Origin of the sequence: Halovivax limisalsi (genome assembly GCF_023093535.1) — an archaeon.
GTDB lineage: Archaea > Halobacteriota > Halobacteria > Halobacteriales > Natrialbaceae > Halovivax > Halovivax limisalsi.
Genome location: NZ_CP095757.1, coordinates 617,945 through 638,473 on the forward strand (window position 1 = coordinate 617,945; position 20,529 = coordinate 638,473).

Annotated in this window: 20 protein-coding genes; 8 read left to right on the forward strand and 12 right to left on the reverse strand. The window is 68.0% G+C overall.

Annotated features, from left to right (window positions below):
- The first annotated feature begins 38 nt into the window (after window positions 1–38).
- On the forward strand, window positions 39–248 hold the full coding sequence (locus tag MXA07_RS02635; protein WP_247730506.1) for a hypothetical protein: 210 nt from the start codon (window positions 39–41) through the stop codon (window positions 246–248).
- Window positions 249–302: 54 nt separating this feature from the next.
- Here MXA07_RS02635 and MXA07_RS02640 read toward each other — a convergent pair whose 3' ends face one another.
- From MXA07_RS02640 to MXA07_RS02665, 6 genes are all read right to left on the reverse strand, one after another.
- Window positions 303–701: a DUF5811 family protein gene (locus tag MXA07_RS02640; RefSeq protein ID WP_247730507.1), complete on the reverse strand. Its 399-nt coding sequence runs from the start codon at window positions 699–701 to the stop codon at window positions 303–305.
- Between the two features lie 144 nt (window positions 702–845).
- Window positions 846–1,325, reverse strand: a complete 480-nt coding sequence (locus tag MXA07_RS02645; protein ID WP_247730508.1) for a pyruvoyl-dependent arginine decarboxylase — start codon at window positions 1,323–1,325, stop codon at window positions 846–848.
- The gene (locus MXA07_RS02650; RefSeq protein ID WP_247730509.1) at window positions 1,325–1,876 is read right to left on the reverse strand and encodes a hypothetical protein; all 552 of its coding nucleotides are present in this window, start codon (window positions 1,874–1,876) and stop codon (window positions 1,325–1,327) included. Before MXA07_RS02650 ends, MXA07_RS02645 begins: the two co-directional genes overlap by 1 nt.
- A 439-nt stretch (window positions 1,877–2,315) precedes the next feature.
- Window positions 2,316–3,545 (reverse strand): proteasome-activating nucleotidase Pan2, encoded by a 1,230-nt coding sequence (gene pan2, locus MXA07_RS02655; protein ID WP_247730510.1) that lies wholly within the window; start codon window positions 3,543–3,545, stop codon window positions 2,316–2,318.
- 136 nt (window positions 3,546–3,681) lie between these two features.
- Complete coding sequence (gene pepF / locus MXA07_RS02660) at window positions 3,682–5,532, reverse strand: oligoendopeptidase F (protein WP_247730511.1); 1,851 nt, start codon at window positions 5,530–5,532, stop codon at window positions 3,682–3,684.
- Window positions 5,533–5,599: 67 nt separating this feature from the next.
- Window positions 5,600–5,842, reverse strand: a complete 243-nt coding sequence (locus MXA07_RS02665) for a hypothetical protein (protein ID WP_247730512.1) — start codon at window positions 5,840–5,842, stop codon at window positions 5,600–5,602.
- 236 nt (window positions 5,843–6,078) lie between these two features.
- On the opposite strand from MXA07_RS02665, the gene MXA07_RS02670 reads away from it, so the two are divergent.
- Window positions 6,079–6,492 carry a hypothetical protein gene (locus MXA07_RS02670; RefSeq protein ID WP_247730513.1) on the forward strand — a complete coding sequence of 138 codons (414 nt, stop codon included), beginning with the start codon at window positions 6,079–6,081 and terminating at the stop codon, window positions 6,490–6,492.
- A gap of 82 nt (window positions 6,493–6,574) precedes the next feature.
- On the opposite strand, the gene MXA07_RS02675 is transcribed toward MXA07_RS02670, so the two are convergent.
- Together MXA07_RS02675 and rnhB are read right to left on the reverse strand one after the other, a co-directional pair.
- Complete coding sequence (locus MXA07_RS02675; protein WP_247730514.1) at window positions 6,575–7,789, reverse strand: C39 family peptidase; 1,215 nt, start codon at window positions 7,787–7,789, stop codon at window positions 6,575–6,577.
- A 281-nt stretch (window positions 7,790–8,070) separates the two neighbouring features.
- Window positions 8,071–8,766, reverse strand: a complete 696-nt coding sequence (gene rnhB, locus MXA07_RS02680) for a ribonuclease HII (protein ID WP_247730515.1) — start codon at window positions 8,764–8,766, stop codon at window positions 8,071–8,073.
- 92 nt (window positions 8,767–8,858) lie between these two features.
- On the opposite strand from rnhB, the gene MXA07_RS02685 reads away from it, so the two are divergent.
- Window positions 8,859–9,344 (forward strand): cupin domain-containing protein, encoded by a 486-nt coding sequence (locus MXA07_RS02685; protein ID WP_247730516.1) that lies wholly within the window; start codon window positions 8,859–8,861, stop codon window positions 9,342–9,344.
- Here MXA07_RS02685 and MXA07_RS02690 read toward each other — a convergent pair.
- Together MXA07_RS02690 and MXA07_RS02695 are read right to left on the reverse strand one after the other, a co-directional pair.
- Complete coding sequence (locus MXA07_RS02690) at window positions 9,341–9,505, reverse strand: hypothetical protein (protein ID WP_247730517.1); 165 nt, start codon at window positions 9,503–9,505, stop codon at window positions 9,341–9,343. The two genes, MXA07_RS02685 and MXA07_RS02690, sit on opposite strands and share 4 nt — an antisense overlap.
- Window positions 9,502–10,974 carry a tRNA pseudouridine(54/55) synthase Pus10 gene (locus MXA07_RS02695; RefSeq protein ID WP_247730518.1) on the reverse strand — a complete coding sequence of 491 codons (1,473 nt, stop codon included), beginning with the start codon at window positions 10,972–10,974 and terminating at the stop codon, window positions 9,502–9,504. The genes MXA07_RS02690 and MXA07_RS02695 overlap by 4 nt, the downstream gene beginning before the upstream one ends.
- A 171-nt stretch (window positions 10,975–11,145) precedes the next feature.
- Between MXA07_RS02695 and MXA07_RS02700 the strand changes: the two genes are divergently transcribed.
- The 3 genes from MXA07_RS02700 (at window position 11,146) to MXA07_RS02710 (ending at window position 13,207) form a co-directional block, all read left to right on the forward strand.
- Window positions 11,146–11,547, forward strand: coding sequence for a hypothetical protein (locus MXA07_RS02700; protein WP_247730519.1), 402 nt, complete (start codon window positions 11,146–11,148; stop codon window positions 11,545–11,547).
- Between the two features lie 58 nt (window positions 11,548–11,605).
- A complete protein-coding gene (locus MXA07_RS02705; RefSeq protein WP_247730520.1) occupies window positions 11,606–12,730 on the forward strand; it encodes a S1C family serine protease in 1,125 nt (374 codons plus the stop codon).
- A gap of 285 nt (window positions 12,731–13,015) precedes the next feature.
- A complete protein-coding gene (locus tag MXA07_RS02710) occupies window positions 13,016–13,207 on the forward strand; it encodes a DUF8028 family protein (RefSeq protein WP_247730521.1) in 192 nt (63 codons plus the stop codon).
- 230 nt (window positions 13,208–13,437) lie between these two features.
- Here the strand turns inward: MXA07_RS02710 and MXA07_RS02715 are convergent, their stop codons facing one another.
- Window positions 13,438–14,454 carry a hypothetical protein gene (locus tag MXA07_RS02715; protein WP_247730522.1) on the reverse strand — a complete coding sequence of 339 codons (1,017 nt, stop codon included), beginning with the start codon at window positions 14,452–14,454 and terminating at the stop codon, window positions 13,438–13,440.
- Between the two features lie 186 nt (window positions 14,455–14,640).
- Here MXA07_RS02715 and MXA07_RS02720 point away from each other — a divergent pair, with 186 nt between their 5' ends.
- Window positions 14,641–15,084, forward strand: a complete 444-nt coding sequence (locus MXA07_RS02720) for an OTU domain-containing protein (protein WP_247730523.1) — start codon at window positions 14,641–14,643, stop codon at window positions 15,082–15,084.
- Window positions 15,085–15,090: 6 nt separating this feature from the next.
- On the opposite strand, the gene alaS is transcribed toward MXA07_RS02720, so the two are convergent.
- Window positions 15,091–17,916: an alanine--tRNA ligase gene (gene alaS, locus MXA07_RS02725; RefSeq protein WP_247730524.1), complete on the reverse strand. Its 2,826-nt coding sequence runs from the start codon at window positions 17,914–17,916 to the stop codon at window positions 15,091–15,093.
- A 305-nt stretch (window positions 17,917–18,221) separates the two neighbouring features.
- On the opposite strand from alaS, the gene MXA07_RS02730 reads away from it, so the two are divergent.
- Window positions 18,222–20,516 carry an ATP-binding protein gene (locus MXA07_RS02730; RefSeq protein ID WP_247730525.1) on the forward strand — a complete coding sequence of 765 codons (2,295 nt, stop codon included), beginning with the start codon at window positions 18,222–18,224 and terminating at the stop codon, window positions 20,514–20,516.
- The last annotated feature ends 13 nt before the right edge of the window (window positions 20,517–20,529 follow it).

Genomic DNA, 20,529 nt, shown 5'->3' on the forward strand with positions numbered 1-20,529 from the left:
CAGAATCGTTTTGTCGGTCGCGTCGCATCTCCGCTGGTATGCAAACGGTACTGGAACGGTTCGACAGCCGGCGTGGCATCGTCGGGTTACTCGTCGTCGCGAGTCTCCTCGCCGGCTTCATCGTGGCGACGAACGCGGTCTCCGGCGGCGAGAGCGAGGCCCTGGTCTACTTCATCGGCTTCGTGGTCGTCATGGTCGCCGCGTTCGTCGGCGGGACGATCGGCTGGAACCGCGTTCGGGACGAGTGAGTCAGTGACGGAGTGGTCGCTCGACGTGCGGTCGGCCGATCGGGCCGGCCGCGATCAGCGCGCGGTCGGGGTGAACTCGTTGCCCATCGCCTGCTTGACCTGGAGCGCGGCGCTCGCGGCGAGGCCGCGGGCGACTTCGTCGCACTCGTCGTCGTCGATGACGGAGCCGGTCTCCTCGACGGGCTCGATGTCGGGCGTGAAGCCGGCGCTGACGGGGTGACCGATCGGCGGCTGGACGGCCACGGTCACCTGCGGCCCGCCGACGCCCGCCGTGATATCGCTGTCGACGACGTACTCGTCGGGGAGAAACTCCCGGGTTCGGGCGGCGACGCGCGAGACGTCCCGGCGGAGGAGGCGTCGCTGTCCCGGCGTCACCTCGTCGAGGTCGTCCGCGGCGCGGTGGCCGGCCTGCGTGATTCCCGGGCGGCCCGCGTATGGAGTATTGCCGTTCATGAGAAAGTCGGTACCGACCCAACGAGACGCCCGGCCAAAAACGTTTGGCTCAGTTCAGTGCGGTGGCGATGCTGATCGGCGGCTCGCGTGTCGCTTCGCTCCCGCTCGCATTTTCGAGGCCTCGCTGGCGCTCGGCCTCGCAACTCACACGATCGGTTCGCTCTCGCCGTAGACGGCGACGGCGACGGCCGCCGCGTACTCGCCGGCGTCCGCGCTGGCGCGCTCGACGATCACCTGCGGTTCGCCCAGATTCCAGTCCCGGAGGTCGCTCCCGGCGGCCAGCCCCTCGCGAATCCGCCGTTCGACGTCCGCCGGTTCGACCTCGCCAGCCGCTTCGTAGAACAATCCCGGCCCGTCGTCGACCGACTCGACCCAGCCGAGGCCGGCGCTCACGCTCGTCGGCCCGGCCGCCCTCGCCCGGCCTTCCACGACGGTCAGGCGCTCGCCCGCCGGGCCGAGATCCGGCGCCGTCCCGACTCCCTCGACGGGGACGCCGGCCGGGATCACCGACGAGACCGTGACGAGGTTGTAGTTCTCGACGCCCGCGTCCGCGAGCGCCGCGTCGTAGGCCGCCATCGCCGTCGGGCCTGTCGCCGATCCCTGGACGACCTGGATGGTACTCATTACCCGATTTCGGGCCTCGGCGGCGTAAGGCGTTGCGATTCGTCGCCCTCCTTACCGCGCCGATGATACGCGTCCGCCAGCGAGTCGTGGTGCTGGAGGAACGCGGCACCGATCGAGTCGTCGTTCGTCACGTACTGGACGCCGAGGTAGCGACTCCTGGCTTCTTCCGTCACGTCCACCGTCGCCCACTCGCCGCCGTCGATTCGCGCGCGAGTTACGTAGTCTGCCGGTTCTCGCGACCAGCCCTCGTCGATGATCACTTGTGTGGGAATCGATCCTCCTTCCGAGCTATCGGGTGACGAAGTTCCGTTTCTTGAAGATGGACCGGCGAAATCGACTATCGATGCGACGCCCAACTCGACTACCGTTTCGTATGCCACATCTCCATCCTCTAGCACCTGGGATTCGATCGTGTACCCGCTTGTTGTATCTATGTTCTCGACCAGGAGGAAATCGAGCGTGGGTTTTCGGTCGGATTCTGTGAGGCACCCCGGAGTGATCGCGAGTCCTGACGCGAGACCGGCGATAGCCCATCTCCGAGAGCATTTCATGATCTGATTTCCTTCGAAGAGAACATAATTATAACCAATTGCCCGCGGGGTCCGGCGCTTCACTTGGAGAGCGCTGGACCGAATCCCTCCGAATACAACTCTGGTGGGGTCATGGTAGCAGATTTTTCTGGCTCGTGAGGGGCCACGCCGAACGCGTCGACGTCCGGCAGTAGTAACTGAGCAATGTTCGAATCGGACTGATCACCGGAACAACGGTGCGGCGGCCGTGAGCGTGCCCGTTTGGGCACGCGAGCACGGGGAAAGGCTGGTTCGCGCTAGTCCACTCACCGCGAGCGAGTCCGCGGAGCGGACGAGCGAGCGGGCCGACGACCGATGTGGAGTGACGCGAAGCGTCACGGAACGGAGGGAGGAGCGCTTTTCATCGAAGTTTTGCCGAGTGCGGTTGCGTAGCGACCGCACGCAGCGCAAAAGTTCGGTACTAGTTGTAGAAATAGTTGCCCGAGGGGACGATATCGCTGCCGTCGTCGGATTCGAGTTTCTCGATGGCGTCCTCGAAGTCGGTCATGGTGACGTCGGTGCGCTCGTCGCGGATGGCGAACATGCCGGCTTCGGTGGCGACGCTCTCGATCTCGGCGCCGGAGTAGCCCTCGGTGCGGTCGGCGAGGCTCTCGCAGTCGACGGCGTCGGCGAGCGAGAGCGTCTGCGTGTGGATCTCGAAGATGCGTTCGCGGCCCTCGGCGTCGGGTTCGGGGACCTCGATGAGGCGGTCGAAGCGCCCGGGGCGGAGGATGGCGCGGTCGAGCATGTCGAAGCGGTTGGTGGCGGCGATGATGCGGATCTCGCCGCGGTTCTCGAAGCCGTCCATCTCGTTGAGCAGTTGCATCATGGTCCGCTGGACCTCGGCGTCGCCGGAGGTCTTGGACTCGGTGCGCGTCGCGGCGACGGCGTCGATCTCGTCGATGAAGATGATGGCGGGTTCGCGCTCGCGGGCGAGTTCGAAGAGGTCGCGGACGAGCCGGGAGCCCTCGCCGATGAACTTGCGGACGAGTTCGGAGCCGGCCATCTTGATGAAGGTGGCGTCGGTTTCGTGGGCGACGGCCTTCGCGAGCATGGTCTTGCCCGTGCCCGGCGGGCCGTACAGCAGGACGCCCGCGGGCGGGTCGATGCCGACCTCGCGGAAGCGTTCCGGCTCGGTGAGGGGCTGTTCGACGGCCTCGCGTACCTCGCGGACCTGTTCGTCGATGCCGCCGATCTCGTCGTAGGTGACCTCGGGTCGCTCGGTGATCTCCATCGCCTGGGCGCGAGCGTCGGTCTCGCTGGAGAGCAGCGTCTGCAACCCGAAGGAGTCGTCGACGGCGACGCGGTCGCCGGGCTCGATGCGACCGGCCATCCGCGTCGAGACCTCCGTCAGGACCTCCTGGTTGTTGCCGTGCTGTTTGACGACGATCTCGTCGTCGAAGCACTCCTCGACGCTGGCGACGTACAGCGGCGAACTCTTCAGCGTCTCGTTCTCGCGTTCGGCGCGGTCGACGCGCTCGCGCAGTTCGTCGCGGCGGCGCTCGGCCGCCTCGAGATTGGTTTCGAGCTCCGACCTGATCTCGACGAGTTCCTCGTAGTGCGACCGTAGCGCCTCGATTCGCTCGTCGTCCGGGAGGTTCGGATCGATCTCGCGATTGGGGCGGTCCGGCAGGGACGGACTTCGGGCCATTCTGACGAGCGATGGATAAACGGCGGATGTAAATGTGCCTTTGGGTCGCGGTGGCCGACCGTCGGCCGGTTCGATGGCGTCAAGCGGTCGCCAGCAGCCCGGTCGCCGATCCGGGCGTCGGGTAGCGGGCGGCGGTTCAGACGACGAGGTCTTCTAGTTCGTCGAGGCGGTCGTCGTAGCGCGCGATCGCGCGCTCGATCGGGCCCGCCGAGCGCACGTCGACGCCGGCGATCTCGAGCAGGTCGAGCGGGTACTCGCGCGAGCCGAGCGAGAGGAACTCGCGGTAGTCCGCCGCGGCGTCCTCGCCCTCCCTGAGGATGGTGTCGGCGAGCGCGAGCGCGGCGGAGATGCCCGTCGCGTACTGGTAGACGTAGAACGCGCGGTAGAAGTGCGGGATGCGCATCCACTCGCGGGCGATGTGCTCGTCGAGGACCGCGGGCTGGTAGTACCGGTCCTTGCGCTCGCGGAAGAGCTCGTCGAGCCGGTCGGCGGTGAGGGGTTCGCCGGCCTCCTCGAGTTCGTGAGCACGGTGTTCGAACTCGGCGAACAGCGTCTGGCGAAAGAGCGTCGAGCGGACCCGCTCTGCGAACTCGTTGAGGACGTGGAGTCGGAACGCGGGGTCTTCGACCGTCTCGAGGAGGTGTTCGGTCAGTAGCGCCTCGTTGACGGTGCTGGCCACCTCGGCGACGAAGAGGTCGTAGCTCGCGTAGATCGGCGTCTGGTTTTCGCTGGCGTACTCGGAGTGCATCGAGTGGCCGAGTTCGTGGGCCAGCGTGTACATCGAGGCGACGTCGTCCTGGTAGTTCAGCAGGATGTAGGGGTCGGTGTCGTACGCGCCGCCGGAGTAGGCGCCCGAGCGCTTGCCCTCGTTCTCGTAGACGTCGACCCAGCGCGAGTCGAGCCCGTCCGCGAGTCGGGATTGATACTCCTCGCCGAGCGGGGCTACGGCCTCGATCACGTGCTCGCAGGCGTCCTCGTAGGGAACGTCGGGTCCTTCGCCGCCGGAGAGGGGCACGTAGAGGTCCCACATCCGGAGCTCGTCGACCCCGAGCGCCTCGCGCTTGAGGTCGGCGTGGCGGTGGAGCGCGTCGAGATTGTCGGTCACGGTCTCGACGAGCGTGTCGTAGACCGAGACGGGAACGTTCGCGTCGTCGAGCGAGGCCTCGCGCGCGGTCTCGTAGTTCCTGGCTTCCGCGAGGCGGACGTCGGCGGTGACGCTCTTTGCGTAGGCGGTCGAGACCGTGTTTCGCATCGACGCCCACTCCTCGTAGTAGGCCTCGTAGACGCGCCGGCGGAAGTCCCTGTCCGGTCGTTTGAGCAGGTTGACGAAGTTGCTCTGGGTAATTTCGACCGGTTCGCCGCCGGTGGCTCCCGATCCCTCGTCTCCGTCGGCTCCCTCGTCGGTGCCGGCGCGGATCTCGCTCGGTTCGACGGTCGGGAACGACATGTCCGCGTTCGCGAGCATCGAGTAGACGCTGCTCGCCGTCCCCGTCACTTCGCCGAGGTCGGCGAGCAGGCTCTCGACCTCCGGCGAGCGCGTGTGGGGTTTCATCCGCAGGACGTCGTCGACGTACTGGCGATAGTGTTCGAGTCCCGGCTCCTCGTCGACGAACGCCTCGAAGCGCTCGGCGGTGAGGGTCTGGATCTCGGGTTCGATGAAGGAGGTGGCCGACGCCGCGTTGGACTGCAGGGTCTCCCCGCGCGAGGCCATCGCCTGGCGTTGCTGGTCGGCCGTGTCCTCGTCCCGACGCATGCGGGCGTAGGAAGCGACTTTCTGAACCTCCCGCGTGAGGGCCTCGTAGCCTTCGAGGACCGCGAGGAGGCTCGTCGCATCCTCGGTCGTCGTCCCCTCGTACGACGCGAACTTCTCGACGCGGTCGCTGGCCGCCTCGTAGGCATCGCGCCACGCCTCGTCCGAGTCGTAGATTCGTTCGATCGCCCACCGATTCCCCCTGGGTACCGACTCGCGGTCGGGAACGCCACTCATCGATCGGGTTTCGAATCGCAACTGGTAAAGCGTAACGAACTGCGATTCGCCGTCGACTGCCGTCGAATCAACCCCGCCGCTCGGCTGCGACCGCCGTCCGAATCACCCGGGCGAGCCCGAGGACGGCGACGTAGGTCCCGACGAGCGTGACTCCCGCGTAGAGAAACGCCCCGAGCGCCGTCGGCCCCGTCCCGCCCTGACCGAGGAACTGGCCGGCGAACCACGTCCCGAACGTGACGAGGAGCAGTCCGGCGGCGATGCGGATCGAGGCCCGCCAGTAGGCGCTGTACTCCTCGGGATCGAGATTCATGTTCGGGTGGAGGGAGGCGGCCGTAAAAAACGTACTCGAACGTGGCTAGGAGACCGTCCGGAGCACCCCGACCGTCATCTCGGCTGGCCTCGAGGGGCGCCCGAGACGGGTGCCGGCCGTTGCCGAGATCGCCAGGGTACGGGATCGGGGCCGGCGAACGGTTGCCTCGCACGGCTGTCGCTGATAGCAACCGCCACTCGCAAGCCTTATTATTCGCGCCGTGGTGGCCGGTACTAATGCAGCGGACTCGCCCGGCCTCCGTCCACGCCATCGAAATCGCGCTCTCGATAGCCGTCCTCCTCGTCGCGCTCGTCATGAGTACCGACGCGCCCGTTGGGTTTCCGACGCGACCAGCCGTCGGCGACGTCCCACTCGATCCGGAACTCCTCGTTCCCGGATTGCTTGGGCTCGCATCGCTCGGCTATTCCATCCGTCGCGGCCTCGGGATCGTGTCGGTGCTCATCGGCCTTCTCGGTGCGGTCACGGTAGCGCTGGCAGCCGTCAGCCTCCACACCCTCTACAGCGGGTCGGCCGCCGGCGTGTTCGGCGGCGGACTCCTCACCCTCAGCGTCGGGATTCCGCTCGCGCTGTTCGTTCTCGGCGTCGGCGCCGTCGACCTGCTCCGGCGCGGCGACGTGGGATCCGGCTGACCGGACGGTCGCGAGCAGCGGCGATCGATCGACGCCGTCCGAAAACGAGGGGCCCGGACGATGACCGTCGGGCTGGGGCGGCTCACTCCGGTTTGATCCGGGTGACGAACGAGTCGCTCCAGTTGCCGTTCTGGATCTTGTCCGCGGGCTCGTCGTAGCCGTTGTGGACCTTGTGGTAGAAGTCGCTGGGGAGCCAGCCGGCGTCTTTGTATCCGACGACGGTCACGCTGTGGCCGTTGACCCAGCCCTTGTCCTTCTTGGTGTACGGGCCGTTTATCATATTCAACATCGGCGGATTGTTGTTCGACACGGCATCCTTGATGTTCCCGCGGATCATGAAGTGATTGTTATTTCCGTTGTACGAGTTGGATCCCTCGGCGTAGTTCGAGATGCCGTTGTCGATGTCGTGGAACTCCGAGTACCCGCTCGAGTCTGTGTTCATGTCGTCGTGGAGTCGGTCGATGAGCGCGTCGATCTCGTCGTACTCCCACTCGTCGATCCCCTCGTGGTACCCGATCGCCATCGAGCCGGCGATGGGGGAGCAGCCGTCCCACTCGTCCCACTCGTCGTCGCCGGAGCCGTAGTCGGTATCGTCGGCACCGCCGTCGTCGTAGTCCGTCCAGTTGGGAACGTCGCTGATCTCGTCGTCCGTGCCGCCCTCCCAGTCCGGCGGATCCGTGAAGACGGTTTTGGAGGATGCAACGCGTTTCGGGGACCCGTCCGCGTCGGGGCGGAAGGTCGGTTTCAGGAGGTCGGCGTGCTCGACCGCCGGTGCCGGCACGACGCGCTCTCCGCGGAGATCGACCATCCGCCGGTCGGTAGTCTCGACGCCGAACTGGACCCCGCCGTGGTACAGGAACCGATCTCGAACGGCCAGTCCGTGTCGGGAGCTCACCTGCGCCGCCCGGTCCAGACGGCGATGCGGCGCCGTGGAGCGGCCGAAGGCGAGTACGGGTGAGACGAGCTGGTCGGCGTCGATCGTGATGTATCCCACGTCCCGTCCGCGGTCTTCGATCGCGAACACCCAGGCGCGGGGGACGTACTCGACGACGCCGTCGGTCTCGACCTTGCCGAAGTACAGCTGTCCGTCGGTGACGCCACTCGGGGCCCAGTCGTCGTACTCGTCCCACGTCGCGAGCTGTGCGACCGTCTCTCTGGCGACTCGTCCCGCCGTGTCCTTCGTCACCCGTTCGTCGGTCGCCGCTGTCGCCGAGCCGGACGATGCGAGCGCCAGTCCGCCGATGCCCATCGCGCCGATACGTTTCAACACGCCTCGCCTGCTGGTATCTTCCAGCATGGGCGATATTGATTCTGAGCGGGAACAAATAACTAATTATGAATGGGAATTATGAACAATGATATTACTAACGCATCCGGACCGTATTTGGTGACCCTAGTATCCAATTCGTCACATCGACGCCGGTCAACTATATGATTAGATGACATAGGGGTCCCGTCGAGACGGGGCGTTCCAGCGGAGTGATGCTACTCGTCGGCGATTGCAGACGGTTCCTCGCGGATCGATACCGGTCGGAGCGCTCGTACGACGGGCGCCGGAGTCCGTCGCTGCCGAACCGATCACTCGCCGAAGTCGCCCAGGTCCGTCTGGGACGTAGCGGCGAGGACTTCCTCGCAGGTCGACCACGTCTCGCGAGCGCCGTCCGGCAGACGACCGTGATCCGCGACGTAGGTCTCGAGAAAGGTCCGGGTCGTCGGATCGCTCGGATAGCCGCTGCCGATCTCGTCGTAGCCCTCGTCGGCGAAACTGGCCGCGAGGCGCTCGATCCGGGCGTCCCGCTCGACCTTCGCGACGATGCTCGCCGCGCCGACCAGCGGGTCCGCAGCGTCGGCGCCGTGAAACGCGTCGATCGACGCGTCCCGGGCGAGCCCGTCGGCGACCCGACGGGCGAATCGGTCGGCGTCGGTGTCGCAGGCGTCGCAGACGCCTCGTGGGACGAGGTCGTCGTCGGCCGTCGCCTCGATCCCGGCGTCGTTCAGGGCGGCCTCGATCGCGCAAACGTGCGCCTCGACGGCCAGGCCGTTCATGTCCGTCTCGGGTGCGTCGATCCGCGCGGGGGTGATCACCGCGACGCCGACCGCGATCCCGTCGTCCGCCCGAAGCGTCTGCGACAGCGACTCGCGCGTCTCCTGGGCCAGGTCCTTCGAGTCGGCGATTCCCTCGGGAAGCCGGTCGCGACGGTCGACGTGGACGGCCGCCGCGACCATCGGGCCGATCGCCGGCCCCTTGCCCGCCTCGTCGACGCCGAAGCGCATCGATCGACCAATCGACCGACGGGTGCAAAATCGTTGTGACTCGATCCGAACGGGACGGAAGATATACCGTCGCCGGCGAGAGGGTGTGTGGCATGGGACCCGTGAACGCCCACGAGCTGGACTGGACCGCGATCGAGGACGGCGAGATACGGGTCAGGAGAAAGCAATTGGGCGAGGCGGCCGGCGGCGACCGGATCGGCTGTAGCCTCTACGAGCTTCCGGCCGGCGAGCGATCCTGGCCGTACCACTACCACGCGGCCAACGAGGAGGCGATCTACGTACTCTCGGGCACGGGGACGCTCCGGCTCGGTGACGAGACGTACGCACTCGAACCGGGGGATTACGCCTCGCTTCCGGCGACCCCGGACGGGGGTCACGCGGTGGCAAACGACTCGGACGGACCGCTGCGCTACCTGGTCGTCTCGACCATGAACGAACCGGACGTGACCGTCTATCCCGATTCGGAGACATTTGGCGTCTTCGTCGGCAGCCCGCCCGGCGGGTCAGGGTCGCGACTCCTCCACGGCTACTACCCGATCGACGCCGACGTCGATTACTGGGACGAGCAGACGCGCTAGGGTCCGACCATCCGGTAGCGAAACCCTAGGTAGCCAAGGATCAACGCGAAGGTGCCGGCGAAGAGGTATTCGCCGGTATCGATCGAGTAGATCAGTCCGAGGGTGTTGAGCGCGACGCCGATCAGGTAGAACGCCTTCAACTGCCTGTCGGAGACGGTCACGACGCGTCCCCCTCGTCGGTCGGATCGGGTTCGGTGTTCGCCTCGTTCATGTCACGCTCGTCTTCGAAGTACTCGGGTTGCTCGAACGGTTCGTCCTCGCCTTCCACGGCGAGCACGTCGAGCGCGAGTACGTCAGCCCCGGTCTCGAGCAGGCCGGCGACGCTGGGTTCCGTCCGGCCGTCGTCGCCGCTGATGAGTTCCTTGATGTAGAGGCCGCCCGCGCCGTGGACCTCGATGGTCGCGGTCGTGGCGGTGCCCTCGCTCGGTTCCGTCGCGTCGGCATCTCCCCCTGCCGCGTCCACGCTCTCGGCCATCGCGTCGGCGATTCCGAGTTCGCCGTCGATCCCGTAGACGGTGCGCTCGCGGGTTAGCGCGGCGCGGCGGTGGTCAACGCGCTGGGGCGTGTACTGCTCGACGGTCGTCCCCTCGAGCTCGTCGAACGCCGTCTCGAGGGCGTCGGCGTCGACCGGGTCGTCGAACCGCACCGCGGCGCGGTAGCGCTTGCTCGCGTCGTGTTCCTTGACGCGCTCGACCATGTCGTGGGTCGCGAGGCGGAGACCCTCGACCTCGACGGCACCAGCGGCGGCCTCGTTGATCGCGGCTTCGAGCGCCGCGACGTCGGGCGTCCGGGAACGGGGGTGTTTCACCTCGAGGACGAACGGCCGGCCGGTGCCGAGCATCCGGGCGTCGACGTCCTCGCGGCCGGCGCCGTGGAACGTGCCCTCGCGCCCGTCCATCGCCTCGACGACGTGCGGGCGGACCGTCTCCTCGACGCTGGTGTCGTAGAGGTAGCCCGATCCGCCGCAGTAGTCGCAGGGTTCCTCGCCGTCGTCTGCCAGCTGGGTACCGCTCCCGCCGCACTCCCGACAGGGCCACTCCGTCTGCGGGATATCGCGCTCGAGCTTGCGGTACCGGCCGTAGACGAACGCGGGGTTGAGCTGGCGGTCGACGGCGTGGCCCGTCACCGACTCGCCGTCTTCGAGCACCGAGAGCGGGTCGAACGCCGAGAGGTCGAGGACGCAGAGGACGTCCGGGCGCTCGAAGTCGACCTCGGTGCCCGTCCGCGCGCCGACGCGCCGGCCTACTTCGCGGTTGACCTCGCGCTTGAACGGTTCGCCGGCGTCGGGGTCCAGGCCCGCGTCCTCGCGCAGCAGGCGGTCGTTCTCCTCGACCAGCGGCGGGACGACCGTTCCCACCTGGTAGGTCGCAAACTCGACGTCCTCCAGCGTCTCGACGACCGCCCCGGCCAGCGCGTCGTAGGTCCCGCTGTAGCCCTCGCAGACCCAGCACTCGGCGGGGTCGTCCGACTCGTAGGGCTCGTCCGCCTCGAGGGCCAGCGTCGTCCGCAGCGCCCGGCCGCGCTCGTCGTTTCGCAGGCCGAAGCTCCGGTCGGCGAACGGCCGCCCGAGACAGGCGTCACAGACGGGGCCGCCGGCGAGCAGGTCGGCCGCCGATTCCGTGATGGTCATTGTACCCAGGTGGGGACGGCGGGCCTAACACGCTTTCCATTCGACGGAGCGGTGAGCAGGAGGATTCTGCCTCGGTCGGCCGTCTGCCCGTGCGTCCGTTGGCGCCCGCCACGCTCCACTCGGCACCGACCGAAACGCTCATTATTCGAACACCTATTCCCTTCAGTAAAGATGTTACTCCCGGTAGTCGCGATCGGTGCGTTCTTTCCGATCGTACTCGTCGCAGTGACGACAGGGTGGCTCGTCTACCAGGATGCAGCCGCTCGCGATGCGTCGAACCCCCTGTCTCGGGCGGTATCAGCAGGTCTCCTGCCGGTTCCGTCGGGCATTCAGTACTACTGGAATCGCCGAGACCTGGGTCCGCGGGAGTCGTCCGTTAGCGACGCTGAACGGTACGCCGGCGTCCTGTGGTTCGTGGGCGTGCTGGCACTGCTCGCCGGGGCAGTTCTGTCCCCGCCGGATCCGTTCTCGGTGGGCCTGTACGCCATCTACAGCGTGCTCCCCGCGGCGATCGTCGGGTATCTGTTCGTGTTCGTGACCGAGTGGGCGTATCGCGGATCGGCTCCGAACTAAGGTGAACCTGCCCGTCGCCGATCACCGTTTTCAAGACGGTCGACTGCATGGGGCCGGTATGCACGAATCGGATCGGTCCCGCCGGGCGTTCCTCGCCGCGGCCGGCGGCGGGTTGGTCGCGGCGCTTGCAGGCTGTGCCGAACCCGGCGCCCGGCAGCGGGCGGGGTACGGCAACGCCTCGATGCAGCCCGAGTTCGACCCGGACGAGCAGGCCGACGGGACCGTCTTCACGGACATCTACGAGTCGGTGATCGACTCCGTGACGATGGTGACGGTCTCGGGGATCGAATCCTCGACGGGCCAGGAGGGCGTCGGGCAGGGCTCGGCGTTCGTCTACGAGGACTACCTGGTGACCAACGAACACGTCGTCTGGGGCGGCGATCGGATCGAATGCCAGTACACGAGCGGCGACTGGACGGTCGCCGACGTGGTCGGCACCGACGTCTACAGCGACCTGGCGGTGCTCGAAGTCGAACATCGTCCCGAGATAGCCGAGCCGCTCTCCTTTTCGGACGTCCGCCCGACCGTCGGGCAGGAGGTGCTGGCCATCGGCAACCCCTACGGCTTCGAGGGGTCGATGTCCCGCGGGATCGTCAGCGGCGTCAATCGCTCGCTGCCGGGGCCGGCGAACTTCGACATCCCGAACGTCGTCCAGACCGACGCGGGCGTGAATCCGGGCAACAGCGGCGGGCCGCTGGTCGATATGGAGGGTCGGGTCGTCGGCGTCATCAGCTCCGGCATCGCGGAGGGCGTCGGCTTCGCCACCTCCGCCGCGCTGGCCTCGCGTGTCGTCCCGACGCTGATCGAGGTGGGCGAGTACGAACACGCCCGCATCGGGATCGGATTGCGCGAGGTCGGGCCCGCGGTCGCGGCGGCGAACGACCTCGAAGAGGCCGTGGGGGTCCTCGTCGTCGAGGTCGACCCGGAGACGCCGGCGTCGGACGTTCTCCAGGGCAGCCCCGATCAGGTCACGCGCGACGGCCGGCCTATCCCCGTCGGCGGCGACGTCATCGTCGGCGTCGCGGGCGAACCCGTCCCCGACCAGCACGCCCTCTCGCGCGTACTCGCGCTCCGGACGAGCCCCGGCGACGTCGTCGACTTCGAGATCGTCCGCGACGGCGAGCGCCGGACCGTCGACGTCGAACTCGTCGCTCGGCCGACCGACGTCGAACGGAACTACTGACGACCGACGCGGGGTGCCGACGATCGAGGCAACGACCCCGCCGGGTAGGCGCCCCCTTCTCCCCCGAATGCCGCCGGAAACGACCCCGTACCGGCCCGTAACTGCGAGCTAACAATACCGCTCTCGGGTGTAGCTATCCCTCCAGTCGAACCGTCCCATGAGCGCCCACTCCGCACTCGCACGCGCCCGCACAGCCACCGTCGAACGCACGCAGAACCGCACGCCAGCCGCCAGCCGTCGCCGCGCCGGGGGCGATTTCGCAACCCGGACGCACATCCCGGACCGATGACTCGACCCTCGATCACTGCCGTCTCCTTCTGGGCCGGCGCCCTGTTACCCGTCGTCTACCTCCCGCTACTCGTCGTCGGCGTCGAATCCACGGGCCAGTTCACTCTGTTGGTCGCGCTCCTCGGACTCAACGTGGCCGCGCTCGTCCTCGGGCACGACTATCCGGAGTCGAAGCGGTCTCGAACGTGAGCAATCGCTCTCGTTAGGCGTTTCTAACCTGTCGCAAGACGACGGCGTTCCGCCAGCGCGCCGTCGAGTGCGTCGACGTCGACCGTCTCGGAGTCGTCAGCGCCCGCTGCTCGCGCTCGGCCACGAGTGTCCCGAACGCCGGCCGCGGCGAAACAGACAAATCGCCCGTATTCGAAACTCTCGAGCGCGTTTCAGCGATCGTGAGGGCCGTCGCTAACCCGCGGACTCCGTTATCCCTCCCAGTCCAGTTCTGGGTACTCCGTGCGGAGCACCGCGGGAACGCCGGCGGATTTGACGCTGACCGATCGCCGCGCGTCGTGGGCCGCGTAGATGGGTTCGTCGTGGCGGGCGAGCGCCGACTGGACGTGGGGGTTCGCCGACTGAATGGCCGCAGCGTCGCCCGGGTCGTATCGCCGAATTCCGTACTCCGCTCGCTCCGCAGCCGACATGTCGTCGGGGGGACTCGCGGGCGAGCCCATGATGATTTCGAACGTGTTGCTGACCGGGAACTCCGGGTAGGCCACCGCAAGGTCGGTCAGGTCGTGGATCGTCACCTCGTTCGAATCCATCTCGGCCCGGTACTTGTGATAATAGCCGGTGAGATGCTGGGTCGGGCCGCCGAGCGGGCTGTCGACGTTCCACTTTCGTCCCACGCCTCCGCCGCCGTACTCGGCGATCATGTCTTTGAGCAAGACCGCGGCTCCGAGCGCCGTCCCCGCGGCGGTGTTTAGAACGCCGACGCCGAGCGCGATGGCCGACTCGACGTGGGAAAGCTTCGAGTAGTCCGGCGGTTGTCGACCCTCGCCCTTCTTGATCCCACACCACTCGGGATCGTTTCTCGTGTACAGATCCTTGTCGAACTGTTGGTTCGAGACCGTACACTCGTGCCACCACATCTCCTCGGCCGGGCTTCCGTCATCGACGAACGCGCAGTGGGCGATCCCCGAGAGGCTTATATCGCACTCCCACTGTTCGATACTCGGTGCCCAGATCGGTACATGTTCGATCACAGTGCTAGCCAGCGTCACCGTGAAGTCGCCGTTCCCTCGCATCTCCGGACCGGTGTAGGAGTCGGTGGCCGTCTCCTCCTCCCGTTCTTGCCCGTTCCCTGGATCGCCGGGACACGGCGGAACGGGACACTCCGCTTTCGCCGTAGAGGGTGACAGACCACCGATCGCGGAGAGCGCCGCTGCGTTCGTTCCCAGTACCTTCAACGCCTCTCTCCTCGGGAAATTACCCCTGGACATGGTGCATGATAACAGAATGGATAAATAAATAGTTTTCTACTGATTGTGACTTGGATCAGGTATGTTTATACGCTGCAGCGCACACTGGTACGGTATGGTACCCGGACCCGGACCTCGCCCCCCACGAGTGCCGCGACCGCTGAACCGAACGCCAGCTGAGGCGGTCTCCCGCGCCCCTCCGGACCCATGAACCGGCGACCGTTCATTGCCGCCGCCGGCGCGTTCGGTGCGGTAGCCGGAGCCGGCTGTCTCGCCACGATTACGGGCGACGACGGACCCTCGTTCGATATCCGGAACGTTCGGGTCTACCAGCCCGACGATCGGACGGTGTTCGTCGCACCGACGGTCGAGAAAACTGGGCCGGACAGGGGACGCGTACACCTGCGAGCCGAACTCCTGTTCGCGGACACGTACGATCATTCTCACGAACAGACGTTCGGAGTTCGAGCGGAGGTCGACGAGTACGTGTACGTCCTCCCGTTCCGATGGGGGTCGCCGTTCCTGGCGGACAAGACGTACGAGGCGCGTGCGAAGATAATCGAAGATGGCGACGCGGGGTGGGTCGACGCGTCCGAGCGGGTGTCGGCCACGCCGGAGTCGGACGATAGCAATCGGAGCGAGACGGGATAACTCGTCTCAGGCGTTTCGAACCTGCCGCAACACGTCCGGTGCCGCTTCGAGTGCATCGTCGAGCGCCTCGATGTCCGGACCGCCGCCCTGGGCGAAGTCCGGCGGGCCGCCTCCGCCGCCGCCGACTTTCGCGGCGAGTTCGCCGACGACCTCGCCGGCGTTGACGCCGGCGCCGTCGGGCACGGCGACGACGAACTGCGCGCTGCCCTGTTCGCGGGACCCCGTCCCGCTCTCACTTTCCGTCGCGCTCCGCGCGACGCCGCCCAGCACGGCGATCTGGCCCTCCTCGGCGAAAGCGGAGGCGGTCGCCCGGAGCTCGTCGACGTCGGCGTCGATTCGCTGGACGACCGCCGTCGTCTCGCCGACGTCGACCGTCTCGGCGTCGTCCGCGCCGGCCGCTCGGGCCTCGGCCAGCTGCGATTCGAGTTCCTCGATGCGCTTGCCGCGGTCCTTCCAGGCCTCGAAGAAGCGCTCGGCCGTCTCGGGCACCTCCGGCGGGTCGACGTCGAGAACGTCGGCGGCCTCGTAGAGGGCGTTCTCGGTCTCCTGGGTGGCCGCGATGGCGGCTTCGCCCGCCGCGAAGACGAGTCGCTCGACGCCGTCCTGGACGCGCTCGGTCGAGCGGATCTTGATCGCGCCGATGTCGCCGGTGCGGGCGACGTGCGTGCCGCCGCAGGCCTGGACGTCCTCGGCGACGTGGATCAGGCGGATGTGCTCGCCCGGCGGGATGCCGCCCTGGTAGAGGTCGAAGCCGTGCTCGGCCTCGGCCTCGTTGCGGTGGGGCCACTCCTGGGTGACCTGGGCGTTCGCTCTGACGAGATCGTTGGCGACGCGTTCGATCTCCTCGATTTCCTCGCGGGTGATGCGCTCGTAGTGGCGCACGTCGAGTCGGGCGGAGTCGACGCCCTTCTGGGCGCCGGCCTGGCGAACGTGCTCGCCGAGCACTTCGCGCGCCGCGTGGCCGATGACGTGGGTCGCGGTGTGGTGGGCCATCAGCTGGCGGCGACGCTCGGCGTCGATCTGGCCGGTGACGAACTCGCCCTTGCCGAGCGAGCCGTCGGTCCGGTGGAGGACGACGCCGTCGACCTCCTGGACGTCGGTGACCTCGACGGTCGTCTCGTCGGTCGAGAGCGTCCCCCTGTCGGCGGGCTGACCGCCGCCCTCGGGGTAGAACAGGGTGCCGTCGAGGACGACGTCGTAACCGTCCTCGTGCTCGAAGACGTCGAGGACGACGGCCTCGAACTGGGTGCGCTCCTGGTCGTCGTAGTAGCGCTTTTCCGTCTCGGGGAGGTCCTCGAAGCGCGCCTCGTCGCCGCTGCCGACGTCGCCGCCCGCCGTCTCCTCGTCGTGGCGCGAGGCGACGAGCGAGTAGAAGTCGTCGGGGACGTCGACGTTCGCGCCGTGCTCGGCGGCGATCTCCTCGACCATGTCCGGCTGGATCCCGTGGGAGTCGTAGAGCTCGATGAGCTCGTCGGTCGGGATCGCCTCGTCGCGCTCGGCGTACTCGCGCGCGAGGTCCTCGACGCGGCGGCCCCCGCGTTCGAGGGTCTCGCGATACTTCTCGACCTCGCTGCGGACGACGTCGCGGATCGTGTCGCGGTTCTCGTAGCCCAGCCGCTCGGCCTGCATGTCGACGAGTTCGTCCAGCGGCGCGTCGACGCCGACGGTGTCGCAGAGGCGCTTGGTGCGCCGGAGGACCATCCGCGCGAGATAGCCCGTGGCGACGTTCGACGGGACGATGCCGTCGCCGAACATGTAGGCCAGGGTGCGGGAGTGATCGGCGATCGCGTAGATGGTCTCGAGGGGTTCGACGAGGTCGCGCAGTTCGTCGACGTCGACGCCGAGTTCGTCGGCGATGTCACCGCGGGCGGCCTCGACGTCGTCGACGTCGTCGATGTCGAGGTTGCCCGAGAGCCTGGCCGCGTTCGCGACGAGGGCGGATTCCTCGTCGGTGTACTCGAGCCCGGCGTTATCCTTCAAAAAGGCGATCATCTCCGGGTAGATCGCCTCGTAGACCGTCGGCGTCCCCTGGCTCATCCAGGTCCAGCGCTCGAGGCCGTAGCCCGTGTCGACGACGTAGGTGTCCATGTAGGAGTAGGTGTTCCCGTCCTTGAGCTCGTACTCGCCGTCGGGGTCCTGCTCCATGCACATGAAGACCAGCGTCGCCAGCTCGAGACCCTTGTAGATGACCTCGATCGCGGGGCCGGCGTTGCCGCCGCCGACCCACGGGTCCTCGATGTAGGTGACCTCGGTGATGTCCGCGCCCATCGAGTCGAGCAGTTCGTCGCAGAGCTCGACGGTGCGGTCCTTCCAGTAGACCTCGCCCTCGTAGGCGTACTGCTCCGGATCGTCGAGATCCTCGCGGGCGTTGAACGCGTGGTGGGCCATCATCTCGAAGGCCATGGTGTGCCGGCCGGTCTTGCCCACGTTGTCGATGTCCTGCATCCGGATGCAGGGCTGGGAGATCGTCAGCGGGTTGGCCGGCGGCGGCGTCTTCCCGGAGGTCACCAGCGGCTGGAAGTCGTAGACCGACGCCTGGGTCAGCAGGACGTCGTCGCGCCAGCGATTCGCCGCGACCGGGTACGGATCGATGCGTTCGTGCCCGTGCTCCTCGAAGAACGAGAGGAACGCCTCCCGCATCTCCTCGAGGGAGTAGGCCGCGTCGAATCCCGGGTCGCCGATGAAGTCGTACGTCGCACACGGCGGCTCGCCACACACCGTTCGCTCCGGGTCGCGCGTCCAGAAGTGATTGCCACACGAGACGCACTCCACTCGCTCGAATCCCTCCGCTTCGAAGTAATCGAGGCGGTACTCCTCCTCGAGGTCGCTCATTGCTCGGGTTTGGACCTGCAGCGGGTAAAACAGTTCCGCAACGCCGTCCACGAGGGGGATATCGATCCGACGGAGGCGGGAATCGACCGGTGCGGTCTCCCGCGGCGTGGCGTTCGCTCGGTCGCCTCGCCGATGCGACCGGGCTGCCGTGATCTGACCGATTCGGTATGCGCGTCGGAGCTGGCCGAACGCGTCCGAGAGCCTCCTTGGCCGGTACCTTTACTGTGTAGTTATTCATTGATATTCATAATTGAATCTCGATTTCGTGACAAAGTTTTGGGCGGATAGCCGGGCCCGATGACACGATGACAGCGGGAGACATCGTCGTCTACGTGGCGCACGCGGACGACACGGCGGCAGAGGGGGCGGAGGCGCTGCAAGCGGCGGCTTCGGGCGTCGAGGTCGTCCCGGCGACGGAGCCGGCGGCCGTCTCCGCGCACGTCCCCGAGGCGGCCTGCGTGGTATTCGCGGAAACGCCGACGACGGTCGAAGGGGCGTCGCTGCTCGACGTCGTCGAGGCCGCTGCGGGGACGCCGTTGATCCTCTTTTCGGACTCGACGTTCGAGCCGGGGATGGCACGCTCGACCGACGGGATCACCGACTACGTTCGCCGGGATACGGAGGCGGCAGCGGCGCACCTGGCGGATGCCGTCGTCTGGACCTGCCGAGGGGGACGTGACGAGTCGGCGTCGGCTGGCGGGTCGGCGGGGTCGACGACGCCCGACGACGAATCGGCGGAGGCGGAGCCGGGAGCGGACGACGCCACGTCGGCCGATGCGACCGAGCGTGACGAGTCCGCCGACGACGAAGCCGTCGGCGCCGACTCGCTCGACTGGCGCTCGCTCGCCGAGATGCTGGTCCGGAGCGAGGACGTTGGCGCCGTCGACGCGGCGGTCCTCGAGGCGATTCGGACGGCGACGGCGGCGGAGCACGCCTGGATCGCCGCTGGCGGGGCTGGCCGGTGGACGATCGCCGCGCGCCGCGACGGACCGGACGACGACCGGACGCCGTCGGACGACCTTCTGGCCGCGATCACCGCCGGCACCGATCCGGTACCGCTCGACGAGCCGCCGTCCGCCGAGTCGGTCCCCGATCCGGGAACGCTGGCGTCGACGCTCGATCGCGACCGCGATGGGGCCGCCCCGGTCCCGGACGCGGGGTCGGGATCGGTCGTCGCCGTCTCGATCGGTCCCGCGAGCGCCCTGCTCGTCTGGTTCGAAGCCGTCGAAGACCCGCCCGACGCGGCCGTCTCGACGGTTCGGGCCCTGGCTGGCCATCTCGCGGACGCACGCTCGCGACGCCGCCGGATCCGGTGGTTCGAGCGCGCGGCCGCCGAGCTGGGAGCCGACGTCGCCGCGGCGAGCCGAACCGAGACGGGACTCGCGGACGAGGTCGAGACCCTCGAAGCCAGGGTTGACGCCCTCGAGACCGACCGCGATCGCTTCCGGGCGTGGTTCCGCGCGCAACCCGAACCGGCGCTCGCCTTCACTACCGAGGACGGCCGCGCCGTCTGTCGGGCGGCGAGTACCGGGTTCGAGACGACGTTCGAGCTCGCCAACGACCGGGTGCACGGCGAGCCGCTCTGCGACGTCCTCGCGATCCTCGACGCCGGAACCGACGGCCTCGCGATCCGCGAGGATCTCCTCGCCCCGATCGTGGGCGGGGACGCCGGCGACCCACCGATCGTCTGGCGCTGCGAGACGGTCGACGGCGTCCGCGAGGTCGAACTCGCCGTCGCGCGCGTCGATGTGACCCCGGGATCCGACGGTGGACCGGTGGCGGACGGGGTGTCCCCGGGCGGCGAGGCCGATCGTCGCCCAGCGGCTGCGGACGGCGACGCGGGGGACGTCACGGCGGACGCGGACGCCGACCGGCCGACTTCGACCGGCGTCGTCCAGTTCCGCGACGTGACCGAGCGCCGGCGAACCGAGCGCGAACTCGCGGCCACGCGCGAGCGCCTGGAATCGGTCGGCGATCTGCTCGAAGCGGACGCCCGGCCCGCGCTGAACGTGGCCCGCGGCTACCTCGAACTCGCCGAAGAGACGGGGGAACGGACGGAGTTCGCGGAGGTCGAGGACGCCCACGAATCGATCGGCGAAACCCTGGATCACCTCGCGCGCGTCGTCGGCCGCGACGCCGACATCATCGAGGCCGAGTCGATCGCGCTCTTCGACCTCGCCCGGCAGGCCTGGGTGGCGGTCGACCCCGCGGACGCCCGGCTCGACCTGGAGGGAAACGTCCGGTTCACCGGCGACCGCGACCGACTGCGGGCCGTCTTCGAACACGTCATCGCGGTGGCGACGGCCGGCGGTGCGACCGACGACGGCTCTGACTCGACGGCGGTGACCGGCGACGCGGCGGACGAAGAGACGGTCGTCTCCGTCGGGGCGACCGACGACGGCTTCTACATCGCGGGGAACACCGTCGACGAGCCGCCGGACGCGCTGACGGAGCCGCCGGCCGCGGCCGACGGGACCGGCATCCGGCTGGGGCTGGTCGAGCGCGTCGCGCGGGCCCACGGCTGGCGGGTCGGCGTCGCGGAGGGCGAGTCGGGGACGGCCTTCGCGTTCCGGGGCGTCGCGGTCGAGGGTGCCGAGTGACGGGCTGTCACCG

What these genes read in the sequence shown, in the direction of transcription:
- pan2 (WP_247730510.1), bottom strand. Translation starts at nt 3,545, where the DNA reads ATGGCCCGAAGTCCGTCCCTGCCGGACCGCCCCAATCGCGAGATCGAT.
- MXA07_RS02670 (WP_247730513.1), top strand. Translation starts at nt 6,079, where the DNA reads ATGCAGCGGACTCGCCCGGCCTCCGTCCACGCCATCGAAATCGCGCTC.
- MXA07_RS02635 (WP_247730506.1), top strand. Translation starts at nt 39, where the DNA reads ATGCAAACGGTACTGGAACGGTTCGACAGCCGGCGTGGCATCGTCGGG.
- MXA07_RS02695 (WP_247730518.1), bottom strand. Translation starts at nt 10,974, where the DNA reads ATGACCATCACGGAATCGGCGGCCGACCTGCTCGCCGGCGGCCCCGTC.
- MXA07_RS02705 (WP_247730520.1), top strand. Translation starts at nt 11,606, where the DNA reads ATGCACGAATCGGATCGGTCCCGCCGGGCGTTCCTCGCCGCGGCCGGC.
- MXA07_RS02675 (WP_247730514.1), bottom strand. Translation starts at nt 7,789, where the DNA reads ATGCTGGAAGATACCAGCAGGCGAGGCGTGTTGAAACGTATCGGCGCG.
- MXA07_RS02715 (WP_247730522.1), bottom strand. Translation starts at nt 14,454, where the DNA reads ATGTCCAGGGGTAATTTCCCGAGGAGAGAGGCGTTGAAGGTACTGGGA.
- MXA07_RS02685 (WP_247730516.1), top strand. Translation starts at nt 8,859, where the DNA reads ATGGGACCCGTGAACGCCCACGAGCTGGACTGGACCGCGATCGAGGAC.
- pepF (WP_247730511.1), bottom strand. Translation starts at nt 5,532, where the DNA reads ATGAGTGGCGTTCCCGACCGCGAGTCGGTACCCAGGGGGAATCGGTGG.
- MXA07_RS02730 (WP_247730525.1), top strand. Translation starts at nt 18,222, where the DNA reads ATGACAGCGGGAGACATCGTCGTCTACGTGGCGCACGCGGACGACACG.
- MXA07_RS02700 (WP_247730519.1), top strand. Translation starts at nt 11,146, where the DNA reads ATGTTACTCCCGGTAGTCGCGATCGGTGCGTTCTTTCCGATCGTACTC.
- MXA07_RS02640 (WP_247730507.1), bottom strand. Translation starts at nt 701, where the DNA reads ATGAACGGCAATACTCCATACGCGGGCCGCCCGGGAATCACGCAGGCC.
- MXA07_RS02665 (WP_247730512.1), bottom strand. Translation starts at nt 5,842, where the DNA reads ATGAATCTCGATCCCGAGGAGTACAGCGCCTACTGGCGGGCCTCGATC.
- MXA07_RS02645 (WP_247730508.1), bottom strand. Translation starts at nt 1,325, where the DNA reads ATGAGTACCATCCAGGTCGTCCAGGGATCGGCGACAGGCCCGACGGCG.
- alaS (WP_247730524.1), bottom strand. Translation starts at nt 17,916, where the DNA reads ATGAGCGACCTCGAGGAGGAGTACCGCCTCGATTACTTCGAAGCGGAG.
- MXA07_RS02720 (WP_247730523.1), top strand. Translation starts at nt 14,641, where the DNA reads ATGAACCGGCGACCGTTCATTGCCGCCGCCGGCGCGTTCGGTGCGGTA.
- MXA07_RS02710 (WP_247730521.1), top strand. Translation starts at nt 13,016, where the DNA reads ATGACTCGACCCTCGATCACTGCCGTCTCCTTCTGGGCCGGCGCCCTG.
- MXA07_RS02650 (WP_247730509.1), bottom strand. Translation starts at nt 1,876, where the DNA reads ATGAAATGCTCTCGGAGATGGGCTATCGCCGGTCTCGCGTCAGGACTC.
- rnhB (WP_247730515.1), bottom strand. Translation starts at nt 8,766, where the DNA reads ATGCGCTTCGGCGTCGACGAGGCGGGCAAGGGGCCGGCGATCGGCCCG.